This window comes from Sporosarcina luteola, assembly GCF_023715535.1.
Taxonomy (GTDB): Bacteria; Bacillota; Bacilli; order Bacillales_A; family Planococcaceae; genus Sporosarcina; species Sporosarcina luteola_B.
Map to the genome: position 1 here is coordinate 251687 of NZ_JAMBOI010000004.1, position 15871 is coordinate 267557.

General features: G+C 40.5%; 21 protein-coding genes, 1 other RNA gene and 1 pseudogene. 11 read left to right on the plus strand and 12 right to left on the minus strand.

Going from position 1 to position 15871, the window contains the following annotated elements; genetic code table 11:
- Positions 1–31: 31 nt before the first annotated feature.
- Entirely contained in the window at positions 32–823 is a 792-nt protein-coding gene (locus tag M3191_RS10600; protein ID WP_435368152.1) for a GNAT family N-acetyltransferase, read from the plus strand.
- A gap of 34 nt (positions 824–857) precedes the next feature.
- On the opposite strand, the gene M3191_RS10605 is transcribed toward M3191_RS10600, so the two are convergent.
- Complete coding sequence (locus M3191_RS10605; protein ID WP_251700350.1) at positions 858–2072, minus strand: MFS transporter; 1215 nt, start codon at positions 2070–2072, stop codon at positions 858–860.
- A 216-nt stretch (positions 2073–2288) separates the two neighbouring features.
- On the opposite strand from M3191_RS10605, the gene M3191_RS10610 reads away from it, so the two are divergent.
- Together M3191_RS10610 and M3191_RS10615 are read left to right on the plus strand one after the other, a co-directional pair.
- Positions 2289–2477, plus strand: a complete 189-nt coding sequence (locus M3191_RS10610) for a hypothetical protein (RefSeq protein WP_251700351.1) — start codon at positions 2289–2291, stop codon at positions 2475–2477.
- A gap of 102 nt (positions 2478–2579) precedes the next feature.
- Positions 2580–3449, plus strand: a complete 870-nt coding sequence (locus M3191_RS10615) for a YitT family protein (protein WP_251694481.1) — start codon at positions 2580–2582, stop codon at positions 3447–3449.
- Positions 3450–3484: 35 nt separating this feature from the next.
- Here the strand turns inward: M3191_RS10615 and M3191_RS10620 are convergent, their stop codons facing one another.
- Positions 3485–4468 carry an LCP family protein gene (locus tag M3191_RS10620; protein ID WP_353056521.1) on the minus strand — a complete coding sequence of 328 codons (984 nt, stop codon included), beginning with the start codon at positions 4466–4468 and terminating at the stop codon, positions 3485–3487.
- A gap of 304 nt (positions 4469–4772) precedes the next feature.
- Between M3191_RS10620 and M3191_RS10625 the strand changes: the two genes are divergently transcribed.
- Together M3191_RS10625 and M3191_RS10630 are read left to right on the plus strand one after the other, a co-directional pair.
- Entirely contained in the window at positions 4773–5381 is a 609-nt protein-coding gene (locus tag M3191_RS10625; protein ID WP_251700353.1) for a protein kinase family protein, read from the plus strand.
- A gap of 213 nt (positions 5382–5594) precedes the next feature.
- Complete coding sequence (locus M3191_RS10630; RefSeq protein ID WP_251700354.1) at positions 5595–6344, plus strand: VanW family protein; 750 nt, start codon at positions 5595–5597, stop codon at positions 6342–6344.
- A gap of 55 nt (positions 6345–6399) precedes the next feature.
- Here M3191_RS10630 and M3191_RS10635 read toward each other — a convergent pair whose 3' ends face one another.
- The 3 genes from M3191_RS10635 to M3191_RS10645 form a co-directional block, all read right to left on the minus strand.
- The gene (locus M3191_RS10635) at positions 6400–6690 is read right to left on the minus strand and encodes a DUF2653 family protein (protein WP_251700355.1); all 291 of its coding nucleotides are present in this window, start codon (positions 6688–6690) and stop codon (positions 6400–6402) included.
- On the minus strand, positions 6678–7115 hold the full coding sequence (locus tag M3191_RS10640; protein ID WP_251700356.1) for a hypothetical protein: 438 nt from the start codon (positions 7113–7115) through the stop codon (positions 6678–6680). Before M3191_RS10640 ends, M3191_RS10635 begins: the two co-directional genes overlap by 13 nt.
- 136 nt (positions 7116–7251) lie before the next feature.
- Positions 7252–7407, minus strand: a complete 156-nt coding sequence (locus tag M3191_RS10645; RefSeq protein WP_251694486.1) for a DUF1540 domain-containing protein — start codon at positions 7405–7407, stop codon at positions 7252–7254.
- Positions 7408–7510: 103 nt separating this feature from the next.
- Here M3191_RS10645 and M3191_RS10650 point away from each other — a divergent pair, with 103 nt between their 5' ends.
- A complete protein-coding gene (locus tag M3191_RS10650) occupies positions 7511–8818 on the plus strand; it encodes an alkaline phosphatase family protein (protein WP_251700357.1) in 1308 nt (435 codons plus the stop codon).
- A 21-nt stretch (positions 8819–8839) separates the two neighbouring features.
- Here the strand turns inward: M3191_RS10650 and M3191_RS10655 are convergent, their stop codons facing one another.
- Entirely contained in the window at positions 8840–9670 is an 831-nt protein-coding gene (locus tag M3191_RS10655) for a S1C family serine protease (RefSeq protein ID WP_251700358.1), read from the minus strand.
- A gap of 127 nt (positions 9671–9797) precedes the next feature.
- Here M3191_RS10655 and M3191_RS10660 point away from each other — a divergent pair, with 127 nt between their 5' ends.
- Complete coding sequence (locus tag M3191_RS10660; RefSeq protein WP_251700359.1) at positions 9798–10100, plus strand: YunC family protein; 303 nt, start codon at positions 9798–9800, stop codon at positions 10098–10100.
- A 48-nt stretch (positions 10101–10148) separates the two neighbouring features.
- Here M3191_RS10660 and M3191_RS10665 read toward each other — a convergent pair whose 3' ends face one another.
- A complete protein-coding gene (locus tag M3191_RS10665; RefSeq protein ID WP_251700360.1) occupies positions 10149–10343 on the minus strand; it encodes a hypothetical protein in 195 nt (64 codons plus the stop codon).
- A gap of 151 nt (positions 10344–10494) precedes the next feature.
- A non-coding RNA gene (ssrS, locus tag M3191_RS10670) (6S RNA) lies at positions 10495–10688 on the minus strand.
- A 137-nt stretch (positions 10689–10825) separates the two neighbouring features.
- Between ssrS and cax the strand changes: the two genes are divergently transcribed.
- The 3 genes from cax to M3191_RS10685 are packed head-to-tail and all read left to right on the plus strand — an operon-like array spanning position 10826 to position 12922.
- Positions 10826–11878 (plus strand): calcium/proton exchanger, encoded by a 1053-nt coding sequence (gene cax / locus M3191_RS10675; protein ID WP_251700361.1) that lies wholly within the window; start codon positions 10826–10828, stop codon positions 11876–11878.
- 55 nt (positions 11879–11933) lie between these two features.
- Positions 11934–12377 carry a DUF948 domain-containing protein gene (locus tag M3191_RS10680; RefSeq protein ID WP_251700362.1) on the plus strand — a complete coding sequence of 148 codons (444 nt, stop codon included), beginning with the start codon at positions 11934–11936 and terminating at the stop codon, positions 12375–12377.
- Positions 12374–12922 (plus strand): DUF948 domain-containing protein, encoded by a 549-nt coding sequence (locus M3191_RS10685; protein WP_251700363.1) that lies wholly within the window; start codon positions 12374–12376, stop codon positions 12920–12922. The genes M3191_RS10680 and M3191_RS10685 overlap by 4 nt, the downstream gene beginning before the upstream one ends.
- A 367-nt stretch (positions 12923–13289) precedes the next feature.
- Here the strand turns inward: M3191_RS10685 and M3191_RS10690 are convergent.
- Positions 13290–14006 (minus strand): annotated as a pseudogene (locus M3191_RS10690) (transposase); the annotation flags it as partial.
- A gap of 39 nt (positions 14007–14045) precedes the next feature.
- Between M3191_RS10690 and M3191_RS10695 the strand changes: the two are divergent.
- Complete coding sequence (locus tag M3191_RS10695; RefSeq protein WP_251700364.1) at positions 14046–14207, plus strand: hypothetical protein; 162 nt, start codon at positions 14046–14048, stop codon at positions 14205–14207.
- 83 nt (positions 14208–14290) lie between these two features.
- Here M3191_RS10695 and M3191_RS10700 read toward each other — a convergent pair whose 3' ends face one another.
- Genes M3191_RS10700 through M3191_RS18695 form a run of 3 tightly spaced genes read right to left on the minus strand, consistent with a single transcriptional unit; the run spans position 14291 to position 15662 of the window.
- Complete coding sequence (locus tag M3191_RS10700) at positions 14291–14728, minus strand: DUF948 domain-containing protein (protein WP_251700365.1); 438 nt, start codon at positions 14726–14728, stop codon at positions 14291–14293.
- 27 nt (positions 14729–14755) lie between these two features.
- On the minus strand, positions 14756–15268 hold the full coding sequence (locus M3191_RS10705) for a DUF948 domain-containing protein (RefSeq protein ID WP_251700366.1): 513 nt from the start codon (positions 15266–15268) through the stop codon (positions 14756–14758).
- A 49-nt stretch (positions 15269–15317) separates the two neighbouring features.
- Positions 15318–15662, minus strand: coding sequence for a DUF3899 domain-containing protein (locus M3191_RS18695; protein ID WP_353056522.1), 345 nt, complete (start codon positions 15660–15662; stop codon positions 15318–15320).
- Positions 15663–15871 lie beyond the last annotated feature (209 nt).

The window sequence follows — 15871 nt, forward strand, 5'->3', positions numbered from 1 at the left end:
ATGGGGAGTAGTACTACTAGATAAGATTGGTGTGATTCATTTGGACAAACAAGATTTGCTGTTGCTTTTTGACAAAGAGCTTCGTAGGGACTTACAATCCCCCGGTTACCAACGTGAAGAAAACGAATATCTCGTCCGACATGTCTCGATGCATGGAGATAGAGGATTCATTATCCATTCCAATCTCAATGAAGATAATGCAAGGAATGTAATTCAGGAAGAGATTAACCACTTTAATCGCCTTGGCGTAGGATTCGAATGGAAAGTGTATAGTTATGATAAGCCTGAGCATTTAAAGGGAATTCTCGAGGAAGAAAACTTCAGTATTGAACCTCGGGAATCTCTCATGGTTTTGGAAATTAAAGACTTGCAACCACATTCACATTGGGATGAGCAGACGTATATAAAGGAAATTGAAGATGAGAAGGGAATCCGGGAGATCATATCTCTAATAGATACCATTTGGGAAGAATCGCATGAAGAACTAGGGGACCGGTTATGGAGAGACAAGCAAAATGACCCTGAATCTCTCTTTCTGTATGGAATATACGATGAAAATCAACTGGTCAGTGCTGCATGGATGTATTTTGAAAAGAATTCTTCATTCGCAAGCCTATGGGGCGGCTCAACATTACCTAATTATCGGGGAAAAGGATATTATTCATCCTTATTATCAGTTCGAGCGAATAAAGCAACGGAAAAGGGATATCGATATCTTACTGTCGACGCAAGTCCTATGAGCAAGCCGATTTTAGAAAAACACGGCTTCCTTTGCCTTGCTTACTCTTATGGTTGCCAATCACCGGAACCTCCTCAAAGTTAAATCTTAGCGAGCCCAGAAAAAGGGCTCTTTGTCTTTAATATAAAGCTTTTGGTTTCCTTGTGAATTTAACATATACAACGTAAAACAACACAGCGCTCAAAAGACGCAACGCAGAATTAATATACATAGCCACTTCAACACCTAGTTGTTCCAGCAACCAAATGCCGATTTGTGGAGCTGCGAAGGCGACTATCGACAACAGAACATTATAGGTCGTTATACAATATGTCCTGACATGATCAGGGGACTGTTCCAATAACAAATTGAATAATAATAAGACAATGCCAGCCAGGAAAAATCCCGATGAAGTCTGGACCAGTGCAATATAGTACAAATTTGTCGAAAGTACCGTCAGAAACGGAGTCGTCGCCATCCCAATCGCAGCCCATACAAAAACTAATGTGTTCGACCTTTTTTCCGCCCAGTTCTTCCATAGAGGAAAGGAGAGGAACTGAGCCAACATGTTGCCGACAGCGAACATACTTACCCAGAAGATTGTCACTCCGACATATCGTACATGATATATATTGAAAATCCCCCAAGCCATTTGCCAGGCAAAATTAAAGAAGAGTGCCGCAATCAGGAATGCTACGTATTTCTTATACTTGAAAATAGACCAATCCATCGTTTTCTTTTTCGCTGTCAAACCATCTATCTTTGTTGGTTCTTCCTCATGTTTTAGCAATAAGAAGACTTCGAGTATCCCGAAACAAAAAGCTATCCCAAATAACAGTTGGTAGGCTGTCACACTCGAGGATGCATCTTTCATTAGAATCCCAATTAGAAGCGTGGAAATCAATCCGACAATCGTCAACAATCTATTCCGATCACTGAAAAATGCTCCACGCATTGATTCCTCGACAAGCCCGCTAATGAAAGTTTGCCAACCTATATTGGCAACTGTATTTGGCAAACTCATGAATGCAATAATGGCTAAAAAAACCCAAGAATGCATCGAAGGGGAAGGCAAGTATACAATACCGATGATTAGCAGAAACATAAGTCGTGCCATCAGGACGGACATAGCGACTAACTTTTTCTGTTGTTGTGCCCGATTCAATAGAATTGCAGCAGGAATCGTCATGATCAGTGCCATTAGTGGGGGCAACGAACTGATCAAGCCAACTTGGTAATTTGTCGCGCTAAGCATGGTTATTGCGAAAATCGGAAAAAAGTTGTTTGAAAAATTTAATGCGATGGTCGAAGCCATTCCATGGTAAATGCTGATTTTCTCATTGTATGTGCGCATAATCTCTCCACGTTTCTATTCATTTAGCAACCTGTTAATCTGAATTATATACTTCGCTACACGAAATACAAGACTCTTTTATAGCGGATCGGAAAATTCATATCAAATACAACTAAAGCATACTTATTATTGTGTTTCATTTTTAATTGATAAATCTTCTCATTTCAAGTAAAATGTATTTGAGAAAGATTCTCAAACGTGGAGAAGGTAGAGAGGATGAAGTTCATGCTTCGTATTATCATAATGGCGTTGTTTGCAGGTTCCATCACAAGCATTTCAGCAATATCCTTTTTTAAGGGATTTGACTTGGAAGGGGCATTGGTCGGACTTTCTTCCCTCGTCTTTTTATTTGGAATAACATCTTTTTTCTATAGCGAATACAAAAAACAGTTGATCAGATCATAGACACCAGTCTCGCTGGTGTTTTTTTAATGGTCATTCAAGGAATTTTTTTCGTAAATGAAGTATAATCAAATAGCTATTCTGATCTGTGATGAGGAGGTACTTATGTTTTTTATTGAATTTAAACGAATCCTAGTCGTCATATTCGGCTCTTTGCTAATGGCGGTTTCTTTGAATTTTTTCCTGATCAATGCAAACGTCTATGCAAGTGGATTCGCAGGGGCTGCTCAGCTTGTTTCAAGCATCCTGGTTGATCAAATCGATATTTCAATCAGCACCGGTATTCTACTATTTCTATTCAACATACCTGTAATTATTTTGGGATGGTTCAAGGTTGGCAGAGGATTTACGATTTATAGCATCGTCTCGGTTGTTTTTACTACAATATTCCTCGAAATTCTGCCGATTCTTTCACTTTCAAATGACATTATCCTGAATGCAGTTTTCGGGGGAGTGATTGCGGGCGTAGGCGTAGGCATCTCGCTGAAGCTAGGGGCGTCTACAGGTGGAATGGATATTGTTGCTATGGTGTTGTCACGTCTGCAGGACAAACCAATCGGAACATATTTTTTATTATTAAATGGAATTATCATTGTCCTTGCAGGCATATTGTATGAGCCGGAGAATGCATTATATACGATGGTTGCGCTGTATGTAACAACTTCTGTCATCGATATGATCCATACCCGTCATGAGAAAGTGACGGCAATGATTATCACCCATAATGCCGAAGAGCTTCAGCGGGCAATCCATCAGAAGATGGTTCGCGGGATTACAATTGTTCCGGCAAAAGGCGCTTATTCCAATGAAGATAAAAGCATGCTCTATTTGGTCATCACAAGGTATGAATTATATGATCTTGAGAAGATCATTAATGAAGTTGACCCGCAGGCTTTTACAAATATCGTTCAAACAGTTGGGATTTTCGGGTTTTTCAGGAGAGAAGACGAGCTGCCGAAAAGAAGAACAACATAAAACAAGGTATCCCTGAAAAATGGGATACCTTGTTTTTATTTTAAGCCACTTTCTTTTGTATCGACTATTTCGGTCGAGCCTTCCAGGAATTTAGTTAATTCCTCAATGTTTTTCTCGAAATCAATATCCAAGACTCGACCAGCCCTGACGTCAAGGTCCCGGTAGGAATTGTCCACCGGAATCCGAAGTGTATCGATTTTTTCGGATTTATTGTCTAATATGCCTTTACCTATTGAAAGCATTGTCATCTTATCAAGATTCGTATCAATATAGGCATCCGCTGCCCCTAATAACTTCGGTAAATTCATCAAGCTGTGTACACCTACAGCTTCTTCCTTCAATTTTGAGAGCACTTCCTGTTGTCGTGCTACTCGTCCGAAGTCATTTTGACTATCATGCCGGAAGCGGACATAGCCCAATAGCTGGTCCCCGTGCAGCCTTTGAACTCCCGGGTGCAGCGTCATATAAATTCCGTGTGACATGGTATATGGAATGTCTACTTCAATACCATCCGGTGCTATAATATCCGCAATTTTAGGGAACCCATTAAAGTCGACCATCGCGTAGTAATGAACATCCATGCCGAAGTTTTCTTTAATTGTCTGTCGGACGAGCTCCGGTCCGCCGAGGGTGTATGCAGAGTTCATTTTCTGCATGCCATAGCCAGGAATCTCGACATACGTATCACGCATGATCGAAATAAGTTTTACCTTCTCGGTTTTTTGATTGTAATTCGCTATCATTAGTGTATCGGATCGGCCTTCTTCATCTTTCCGTGCATCCGAGCCGAGCAACATAATATTGATTTCGCCGAATTGCGGTTCCGGTCCATCAAAAATGCCGAAGTCCTCATTCTGCTCTTTCAACGTCCCATCTTCAGATAGTGACAATCCTTTATTATATTGATCGAACCAGTAGTAGAGGCCTAGTCCTAGCAAGACGACAACAATACTGATTATAATACCGAGCTTTTTCTTTTTTTTCTTCTTTCGCATATCTATTCTCTTCAAATGGTTCACCGCCTAATTATAAAAATCTATAAAGAGATTGTTTAGCACGCGTATCATATCACCTAATAGCTTGATGGGCAAGGGGATATTTCCACTACATATAGACGTCCCATGACATAAAAAGTTTTCATTTCAAGCAAAATAGTCGTTCCAATTTCTTCTTGTCGACTTCTTTACCCTTGCTTGGCTGCTTGAATCCTTATTTTCACAATATTTATTTGCAAGATTTTACCGGTTATTAGGTGAGGTCTATTCTTTGATGGTATAACCGATAATTAGTTATACTTCTTTTAATTTAACTGGAGGTCGAATTTTGGATACATACGAAGGACTAGCTAGAACAGTACAAATAAATAATGAAAACTGCTTATTGAACTATGATGATTCATTAGAGCACGTAGGCACAGGAAGGAGTGCATTTGTATTTAGGATAAAGTCGACGATGAAAGCGATGAAAGTGTATTTCCCCGCTTTTTCCCATATAGCAAAGGAGGAGGCAGAAATTTATGGACAACTTCAAGATATTGTTTATTATCCTTCCGTCTATGCATCAGGTACGAATTTTATCGTAATAGATTACATTGAGGGCGATACACTTTTTGACTGTTTAGTTCAAGGGACAGTCGTTAAGTCTACACATATAGTAGAAATCGACCGAGCACTTTCATTGGCAACTGCCAGAGGTCTTAATCCTTCCGATATTCACTTGCGAAATATTTTCATCACTACTGAAAATAAAATAAAGATTATTGATGTTGCGCGTTTTAGACAAAAGAAAAACTGCAGACAATGGGGAAACCTGAAAAGGGCGTACAGACAGGTATATTGCAAGCGGCTTTTCCCCAAGAGAATTCCCGCTGCTCTCTTAAGTACGGTTGCTTGGTTATATAAAAAAGACTGGATACCTTCTTACCGGATATGAACATTATTCTGAATGCTAACGCCGGATTGCATTCAGAATAAAATCGGTGTCCTCTAAATATATTTTTCGTTTGAGCAGGATAAAAACAAATGTATGATGAATAAAGTAGAGAAGTGGCCACGAAAAGTACAAGGGGAGAAAAAAGTGAGATTCTCTGAGATTCATCCTATTATTTATTACGTAAGAATTGAGCAAAAGAGATTTTTTCGTTTCATGAAAAACGTTAAGAACAGAAAACGATTTGCAAAAAAGAGGAAAGCTGAAGGAGATTTCCACTATACATGTAAAAAACATCAATCGTTATTGCGTAGAAGGCTGGGAGATAGCGATCCGATCTTACAGGAAAATAAAATCGTGAATCTAACTATCGCGGCAAAAAGGATTGACGGAGTCATCATTCGACCAGGCGAAGTTTTTTCATTCTGGGGATTGGTCGGTAGGGCTACAAGGAAAAAAGGGTATATTGAAGGGATGCAGCTTTCGAGGGGAGAAGTGAAGACAGGTGTGGGTGGCGGCATTTGTCAGTTAGCAAACCTTCTCTATTGGATGGTGTTGCACACGCCGATAACCGTAGTGGAAAGGCATCATCATAGCTTTGATCCTTTTCCTGACGAAGGGAGGGTCCTTCCTTTTGGCAGTGGGGCGAGCGTATTTTACAATTATGTAGACTTGCGCTTCAAAAACACAACTGAATATACTTTTCAGATTCGTGTATGGGTGGATGAACGTCATTTAAAAGGCGCAGTTTATGCCAACAAAGAAATCGGGAAAAGTTATCATATTGAAGAAAGGGCACATCAATTTTACAAGAAAGACGGTAAGAATTTTAGACAGAATGAAATATGGAGACGGACTGTCGATAAACGGACAGGGGAATATATGCACGAAGAACTTTTAATAAAAAATGATTCAGAAGTGAAATATGAAGTGATAGAAAAACAGTTCGTTAATGTAAATGATTGATACGGGAGAAAAAGCCAGGGGGATAATCATCCTCCTGGCCGAAATACAGATCTTATCATTGAATTGTTGCAATAATACCTTCATCTCTGTCCAATAACAGATTGACACCCGCTGCATAAGGATCTCCGTTTAAAACTTCTTCAATCCAATAACGGATTGCCTGGATGATGTCGAATGAACCGAGGACTTGTTTTTGACCGTTATATTCCAGTTCTGCGAAAAAGCCTTCATCATCGTCGTAGACAAGCTCAACTTCGATTTCTTCCGGGGGGATTTTATGTTTTTGTGAATGATCAATGCATATTGCGTTCACAATATCCTGTTCGGACATCATTAATTCTGCCATGGATTAGCTTTCTCTCTTTTTGCTTTAAGGAGAGAGAAAACTCTCCGAATTAAGCTAAAAATGAAGATGATTGCCAACATATTGATCAGAAAACCTAATACTGAACCTAATATGCCCATATTGGCGAAAAGACTTCCAAATAGAAGACCTGCAATCCCACCGACAAATAACCCGCGCATAAGACCTCCGGAGAAGAACCCGCCTTTTGAAGATTGGCTTTTAGGAGATTTGGCAAAGGATGTATTGTCTTCCTGCTTCTTATCCACTTTCGGTTTTGATATGTTGTTCTGACTAGGGTTAAAGCTTTTCTTGCCTGATTTATATCTTTTCGCTTCAACAGTAGTAGCATGATCATTCAGTATAAAGCTACCGATTGGTGACATGACTATTGTCAAAGCAAGTAACGCAGATAGTAATTTTTTCAATCCATAAACCTCCATCAATATGTAAAATTCATCACTGTACAATTATAAGTAAAAAGTATATTGATGGCAAATAATCGGTTGTTTCGGTTTTAGGAAGAATGCAGATCATGTTTGATCATGCATTCTTCCCATTTACTTACTCCTCTGGTTTAAACGTTTTGCAATTAGTATCTTCACTATCGTCTGCCTGATCACCGATTTCACTGACGACGTATATGACTTCGGCGTGACAATTATTTCCTTCTCCCCAATATGTGCAGTTATTCACTTCACATAATATTTTCTGAGTCATCCTATCACCTCCGTATCCGTAGCCTTCCACCAAATCCACGAATAATGCTTACCTGTATTTGAGCATTGTAAGTGATAAAATGACATAAAGAGGAGGGGTTTTATTGAAGCGTCTAACTGATCATCTAATCGTCATCTCTTTCGACTGTTTATCCTCTTTTGATATGCCTTTACTGGAAACATTGCCGAACTTCCGGAAGCTTTTGTCAGGAGCAGCCATATGCAAACAAGTCAAAACGATATATCCATCTGTTACTTACTCATGCCATACATCGATAATTACCGGAAATTACCCGATTCAACATCGAATTACGACGAATACATTGCTGCAACCGGGTAAAATATCGCCGGATTGGTATTGGCAAAGAAGAAATATAAAAGGGACGACATTATTTGATGAGGCAAAGAAGGCGGGTATGAAAACGGCGGCTTTGCTGTGGCCGGTCACTGCTAGGGCTAACATTGACTTTCATATACCGGAAATCTTCGCTAACCGTCCTTGGCATTCCCAAGTTGCAGTGTCACTTGTCAACGGCAGTTTGCTTTATACGATCCACATGAATCAACTTTTCGGACATTTGCGTAAGGGAATTCAGCAACCGTGGCTCGATGATTTTGTGACGGCTGCTGCAGTACATACCATTAAGTCGAAAAAACCGGATCTATTACTAATCCATTTAGTAGATCTCGATTCACAAAGGCATACCCATGGTTATTCCTCAAAGGAGGCAGATGAGGCTATACGCCGACATGATGACAGATTGGGTAATATATTACAGGCATTAGAAGAGAGTGGAATCGCTGAAAAATCGACCATTATCGCTCTTGGTGATCATAGTTCCAGTGATGTATCGAAGGTAATCAAGTTAAATGTTTTGTTGAAAGATAGCGGGCTTATTCAAGTGAATGAAAAAAGACAAGTGAAAAGTTGGAGAGCGTTCTGTAAAAGTAATGATGGATCTGCGTACATTTATTTGAAACATCCTGAGGATAGACATGCCAAAGAGAAAATACAAGCACTTTTGCACTCCATGATGAGGAATCCGGATAACGGTATAGAGTTCGTTTTATCGGGAAAGGAAACAGGTGAGTCAGGAGCAGATAACGAAGCTGATTTCATGCTTGAAGCACGTGCAGGTTTTTATTTCACAGAAGAGCTCGATGGGGAAGCGTTTAGTGAAATTACAGAGGAAGATCTCGCAGTTGGTAGATATTCAAAGGCGGTACACGGGTATTCACCACTTAAGCCGGATTATGAGACTGTATTTATCGCTAAAGGGAGCGGGATAACTCCTGATGTTGAAATTCCAACTATGAGCTTGGTCGATGAAGGACCTACGTTTGCTAGAATTTTAGGACTGGATTTAGGAGAAACGGATGGAAGAGTTTTGCATGAAATTCTCGAAAGCTGAGAATACCCGGAAATGGTTGATTCATTCCCGGGTTTCTTCTTCGTCTGAGAGATTTTCATGTAGCAATGATACAGGAATAAACAAACCGACCTTGCCATGTTCCTTATGATCCATTGTAGCAAAAATGATACCGATGACTTTTCCGTCTTCATTTAATACAGGGCTCCCGCTATTTCCTCGATAGACAGGTGCTTTGATCATCATTACTTCATCTGACCAACCGGTAAGCTTTATCGGTGCCAAAATGGAACCTTCATTTGCAATCCCTTTGAAGCTTAGTGGATTTCCGATAAAGGTAAGTGGGTCATCTTTGGCCATTTTGCTGAAATGATCTATTTCGAGGAAGGGAAGATTGCTGCCGTGTACTTCAAGTATCGCCACATCAATAGATGGAAAGGTTTCTTTTACGGTAGCTTCATATCTTCCGTCATCAGGGAAAACAACCGATACCGATCGGTTTTCTTCCACGACATGATAGTTGGTGAGGATGGTTCCATCGCTTGAAACGGAGAAGCCAGTTCCTTTACCATCTTCAGTTACGACAACGACTACGGATTTTTTAAACTCTGCGATATCCTCACTTTTGGATAATGAAGCAGACGTCATTAGAAAATCAATTGCCGGAATCGAAAAGATCTGAAAAAGTCCTGCGAATGTGCTAAGAAAGAGCATAATTGATAGCAGCCAGATGAACGACTTCGGGATTTCTTTCTTTGGAATCGCATCATCCTGCTGTTGCATTAAGGCTTCCTGTTGTGCCTGCAAAACAAGTAGATGCATTTCTTCTTCGCTCAAATCTTCAGCGTATTGTTCGTCATTTTCCGTATGTTCATCATTCTTTTCAACTGTCATTTGGCGTCACTTCCCCTACTCACATGTTTGTACATTACTACTAGTATAGCAGTGAATCATGACGGGCATATAATGGCACAAACTAGTAAGGAACTCCATATGTATAGAGGTGAAAGGGGAGACCAGCTTGGTAACATTGACACCAATACTTATCGGAGGGTATCCGTTTACAGCAGTAACTGTCCGTTTGCCGAAGACAACCTTATTGACCGTGTCGAATGAAAAAGGATATATCATGTGCGGCGCATTGGATGTAGGCCTGCTGAACAATGTGTTGGCAGACCGAAAAATAATCGCCGGCAGGGCTGTCGGGGTAAAGACAATTGAACAATTACTGAAGGCGCCGCTTGAGTCGGTTACATTAGAAGCAGAAGCACTAGGTATTCACACTGGAATGACTGGAGAAGAAGCATTGTTGAAAATGCGCTAATGATAAAAAGTCCCGTATCGCGAATGCGATACGGGGCTTTTATTGTTTTTAGCGGTTGTCGTTACGGTTGTTGCGGTTGTTTCTGTCGTTGTTGTTGTTGTTGTTGTTTCTGTCGTTACGGTTGTTGTTGTTGTTTAAGAAATCATCGGCAAATTCTGTGTTTCTGTTGTTGTTGTTGTTGTTGTTGTTTCTGTCGTTGCGGTTGTTCTGGTTATTGTCTCGGTTTTGGCGATTTTCTGGCATGTGTAAGACATCTCCTTCAGATTTTTTGTTAAGTGAAATGAATTCACTTACATGATGTATGATGTCCCTTCAACATAAAAATATCCGTTTCCTTTTTTTTGTCTAAGTAAAAACCATCACCCAATATGGATGATGGTTGTCGTTAGATATAATAAAAGCCGCCTTTGCCGTATCGTTAATCATGAAAGTTTTAAACCACCACTCCTCAAAGTGGGTGTTCGCAAGGACGATCCTGTCCGTCCTGATTGATAATGAATCAGGCATACCATTCCAGTCCCGATATAAAACTCCCTTTTACAGCTTAAAGGTTAAAACTTAATGTGAATACGAACAATGCAGCTTATGTATTTATATTACACGTTAATTTGAAAAATATCAATGAAAATATATTCCAGTCATTTTTCCGTCGGAATGTTATCTGTTTGTTTCAGTCGGTTACAGGGAAAGATATGGAGGAATTCCATTGAAGGAGAGTGATTCCGGTGAATCGAATATTTACTCTGCTTGTGTTCATCGGTGTACCGCTAATCATTATTGGTTCGATTATGGACTGGCCGGATATTCCGATATTCATCATTAGTTGTGTTAGCATCATCGCGCTTGCAGGATTTATTGGGAGAGCTACAGAAAGCCTTGCGATTGTTAGCGGTCCGAGAGTCGGCGGATTATTAAACGCAACATTCGGCAATGCTGTCGAATTGATCATTTCCATTTTTACGTTGAAAGCAGGATTAATCGGGATCGTATTAGCTTCTTTAACCGGATCGGTTCTAGGGAATCTTTTACTCGTACTGGGCGTGTCGTTTTTTGCAGGAGGCATTAAATTCAAAACGCAAAAATTCGGTATCCACGACGCTAGGTACAATTCGGGATTACTGATCTTCGCGGTCATTGTAGCGTTTGTCATTCCTGAGATATTCACACAAACAATGGATCAGACGAATACAATTTCGTTAAGTATTGGCATTTCCATCATATTGATCACTTTATATCTTGCGGGCCTGTTTTTCAAGCTTGTCACTCACAGAGGCGTTTTTTCATCGGCAGATACAGAGAGGCAAGAAGAGGAGACTCCTGAATGGTCTAGAAAGAAATCCATTGTCATATTGCTGTTATCAACAATTGCCGTGGCTTATGTTTCTGAACAGCTCGTACATACATTCGAGACGCTTGGGGAGAAGTTCGGTTGGTCTGAGTTGTTTATCGGTGTTATTATCGTGGCGATTGTCGGGAATGCGGCAGAGCATTTTTCCGCCATTACAATGGCAATGAAGAACAGGATGGACGTAGCAGTGGAAATTGCGGTCGGCTCAACTTTACAAGTTGCAATGTTTGTTGCTCCGATACTTGTCTTAATATCTCTGATGATGCCCGAATCAATGCCACTCGTTTTTACTATACCTGAACTCGTCGCCATGGTCACTGCTACATTTCTTGTCATCAACCTCTCGAACGACGGCGAGTCCAACTGGTTTGAAGGCCTGACATTGCTAGCCGCTTATCTGATTATCGGCATAGGGTTTTATCTATTATAATAGAAGATGCTTACCAACGAACTAAAAGTGGTATAGACGGACAGGGAGGGATGACATGATGTTAGTTCAAATCGGCGTTTTTTTAATAGCAATTTCCTTTGCCATTTTTGCGATCGCTCTGTCGAAATTGCTTCTTCGCGCATCATCAGGCGTCAAGGCAATCCGGACTGCCACAGGAGAAATGGAGTCCAAATTGGACGGAACACTTCAAGCACTCGAGGGGACATTAGACGAAACGAATAGAACGATTTCGGATATGGACGGAAAATTGAATGCACTTAACAGTGTATTTCTATCTGTGGAGAAATTTGGTGGTGCGGCCAACATAGTAGGTGAGGAATTGAATGAATTGACCAAAACGTATGTTGAAAAAGCAGACATGAGTGGTGTAAAACCGTTTATCCGGACTATCCAAAGCGCAGAATTTGCAAAAAAATTACTGGAATCATGGAAGCGCGGACGGAGTTTATCTGAAACTAGGAAGGAGAGAGCATATTGAGTTTAACCGGGATTGGTGTTTTATTAATAGGAATAGCATTTCTTATACTATCCATGTACCTTGCCAGGGTGCTTAAAAATACGGCTTCCATTTTAGAAGGTGTTGGCCGCACCGTCGATCATTTGCCAAATCAGCTTGATGATGTCTTACATGAAACAGGAAAGATGATACAAAATTCCAATGATACGTTAGCGGATGTGAATGAAAAGCTAGGAACGTTGACACCACTCTTCCAGATCGTAGGAGATGTAGGGGAATCGACGAGAAAACTTGCATCATCCGCGAATGACTTTGCAGGATCTATCAAAAAGAAGACACAATCGGTTGATGAAGATACGCGCAATAAAAGGCTCGGTGGATTATACGGAACATCGGCACTTGTGTATTATGCCATTCGGAATGGCAAGGAGCGTAAAAAAGGATCTTTGAAACGTCCATCCTCATTATATGTATCCGGTGAACAACACGTATTTGATATCGACAGGATGAAAGAGGAAGCGAAAGAGGCTGCACGGGAAGGGAAGTATGTAAGCAGTGACAAGTAAAAGCGATGGAGGATCAACTATCCTCCATCGCTTCAGACTGTAGACAAAAGGGTTGAAAATCATAGATTTCCAACCCTTTTGCTTAAACATGTACATTATAACTGTCAGTAGACTGAAAAACGTTGATTTCCGTTCCGGGCGGACGCTTTCCGGGGGGCTTGCCCTCAGCCAAGCGAACAACGAAGGGTTCGCTTTGCCGTATTTCTGCGCTTTTTGCGGAAATTAAGGCATCTGTTCTACCATTCCTGCTCGTAACGCTACGCTTTTACTCGCAAACGCCGTTCTGCGTAACGGCGTTCGCTAATCCCCCAGGAGTCGTCGCCCTGCACTCCAATCAACTGGAAATCCATTTAAGACAGGGGTATCATTTGGCATCGGCAAAGACACGTTCAATCGTCTCTTTACGCTTCCCGTATATTTCTTTGATTTCATGATTGTGACGCAAGTCCTCAGCTACATCCAAGTAATCTTGCCAGATATGACGTTGAATCATCCTTTGGTGATTCCTACTCTCTGTGCATTGGCTGATCACTGAACACGCGGCACGAACAGAAGGAGTTGGCATACTGACGGTATCCTTCCTTCGTGGTTGTTCGATAGTTAGTACCTGTCCTTCCGGACGGAGATAGCATTCGAAATGCTCGTCATAGACATACTCATGTTTTCTGAAGAAGCCTTCCTTTGTCATTGGTCGTTTGTACGGAAGTGCAGGAAGGATCTGATTCTCTAAAAGGTAATTAGCAATAGCTGGCGTTTTGTAAGCTGCATCTGCGGTGACGACGTTCGCAAGTACAAATCCCTTTTCGTCCGTGGCAGCGTGGAAAGAATAAGCGAACTGCTTTGTCCGTTCATCTTTAACGTAATAACCATTTTCTGGATCTGTTGTCGACTCCTTAATCTCCTTGTACTCTTCCTTTTCAAACTTTTTCGTTGGGAATGAGTAAAGGTCTTCAACTAAAGGATAGACGAAGGAAAAATCAATGGCCGCATCCAGTTTACGCACCAGATGGTCTAGAGGAACCAACTGCTCTATGGTCTGCATTTCCAACTGTTCGCGTTCATTAATTTGATTCTTCGTCATCATTATCCATCACCTCATTCAGTTAATAGGAAACACTGTTGATTGGAGCGGAGAGCGGCGACTCCAGCGGGAACAGCGCGAGCTGAAGACCCTGGACTGAGCGCAGCGAGGGAAGCGGCTGAAGCCGTGCCCGCGGAAAGCGTCCGCTCGCAGCGGAAATCAACATTGTTAGCTTTATCTCTATTAAAAGAAAAAAGACCGTAGGCAAACACCGAAATTTTTGATGTTTGTCTACAGTCTGAAGCGATGGAGGATCAAATATCCTCCATCGCTTTTTAATCTTTATTCTATTTTAAAGAGCGTTTCTTGCTTTTGGTTTTCCAATGAGATAGAAAGAAGATGAACGAAAGTAATCCATAGATACCTTCATACTTTTCACGAGTAGTAAAATCGGAAGCTTTTTCCGTCTTCTCCTTCAATGCATTTGTTTTTTCAATGGCACCAAGGGTCAGTTTTCGTGTCGCCTTACCGGTGTCCCCGATAATAAGGAAGAGTGGGCTGACCTCTTTCACTTGTTCATTGACAGTAGCGATTGTCGCATTACCCAATTGCATCACTTCGGCTGTTTGTTTAGAAAGGTCATCTACCATTCGAGGCAGACGATCTGTCGTCTGTTTCAACCCGTCCAATGCATCGGACATTTTACGTAAAGGTTTGATTAGAAAACATGTGAGTGTCAAGAATGCAATGCCTATGAGTAAAACCCCAATACCGAGCCAGTCCATATTCATCACCTCCGTATGTACTCTTCATTATGTCCCTTCCACTTTTTGTGGTGAAGGGAGCTGCTTCATCTTTTGCTGGTCGTTAGAATCTTGCTTTTGTTTTTCGGATTTGAATTTGAAGTAAACCCTGGAAGCCCCTTCCGTCAATGCTGTCAACTTCTCCATCAATTCAAGATGTTTTGGATTTGGTGAAGCGATTTGCTGTGAAATTGACTGGAACGAACGTTTAAGATTTTCGGAAGATTTTTCGATGTGCTGGGCTGATTGTGCAACGCTTTCCATGTTTTGAACCTTGCTTTCCACATCAGCAGCAATTCTGTTGGTTCTTGCCATCAGTTGTTCGGATTTCGTTGTGATGCCACTAATCTTATTTTCCATCCTTGCAATTGTTTCGGATACTTCACTCATCGTCTTTTTTACATTCCGTAGAGCGACGATGAAGAAGATTGCAATCAGTAGTAAGGATACAGCCGCTATGATTGCACTACTATAGAGAAGGATCTCCATTCTACTATCAGCTCCATTCCAATGCTTTTGCATTTACCTATTCGGTACCACTCTTTCCAATCGAATAAACACCTTAGACGAATCAGAGTGAATAGAAGAATAATGCAACAAGCATACATAGAATGATTGGCAATCCGGAACGGAAGAAGAAAGACGGTTTCGTCGATATAACTTCAGAAGGAGGGCGCATGGCAACCAATTCACTTTGAATATGTTTAGGGGAAAGTACCTTTTTCATACTTGTAGAAAAGAAATCGAAAAATCCGGATTGTAACACTGAAACTAAGATTCCGATGAATAGTAACAAGGATCCAAAATAGAATGAAACATTAATATAATCAAGAATTGTTAATTTTTTATAAAATATTAACACAAGTACCAATATTAATAATTGGTTTACAATAATGTTCAAAACAATTTTCTTCATATTCTAACCTCTTTTTTATAGTTTATATTATTTATTATTTATGTATATTATATCATTTGACTAAAGAATGCAATTTAAGGAAAAGTCATTCATGACAAGGTTCAAAGGGCGTATAAGTAGAATAATTTGATTTAATACTCTTTTATAATTATGTTGTTTCAGAAAAAAACATAAAAAAAGACTTTGACTTAAGATGTTTTGAATGTATA

Coding starts and splice junctions, on each gene's coding strand:
- M3191_RS18695 (WP_353056522.1), bottom strand. CDS start 15,662: ATGAAGAAAATTGTTTTGAACATTATTGTAAACCAATTATTAATATTG.
- M3191_RS10645 (WP_251694486.1), bottom strand. CDS start 7,407: ATGACTCAGAAAATATTATGTGAAGTGAATAACTGCACATATTGGGGA.
- M3191_RS10630 (WP_251700354.1), top strand. CDS start 5,595: ATGAAAAACGTTAAGAACAGAAAACGATTTGCAAAAAAGAGGAAAGCT.
- M3191_RS10700 (WP_251700365.1), bottom strand. CDS start 14,728: ATGGACTGGCTCGGTATTGGGGTTTTACTCATAGGCATTGCATTCTTG.
- M3191_RS10680 (WP_251700362.1), top strand. CDS start 11,934: ATGATGTTAGTTCAAATCGGCGTTTTTTTAATAGCAATTTCCTTTGCC.
- M3191_RS10655 (WP_251700358.1), bottom strand. CDS start 9,670: ATGACAGTTGAAAAGAATGATGAACATACGGAAAATGACGAACAATAC.
- M3191_RS10615 (WP_251694481.1), top strand. CDS start 2,580: ATGTTTTTTATTGAATTTAAACGAATCCTAGTCGTCATATTCGGCTCT.
- M3191_RS10705 (WP_251700366.1), bottom strand. CDS start 15,268: ATGCAAAAGCATTGGAATGGAGCTGATAGTAGAATGGAGATCCTTCTC.
- M3191_RS10610 (WP_251700351.1), top strand. CDS start 2,289: ATGAAGTTCATGCTTCGTATTATCATAATGGCGTTGTTTGCAGGTTCC.
- M3191_RS10635 (WP_251700355.1), bottom strand. CDS start 6,690: ATGGCAGAATTAATGATGTCCGAACAGGATATTGTGAACGCAATATGC.
- M3191_RS10665 (WP_251700360.1), bottom strand. CDS start 10,343: ATGCCAGAAAATCGCCAAAACCGAGACAATAACCAGAACAACCGCAAC.
- M3191_RS10605 (WP_251700350.1), bottom strand. CDS start 2,072: ATGCGCACATACAATGAGAAAATCAGCATTTACCATGGAATGGCTTCG.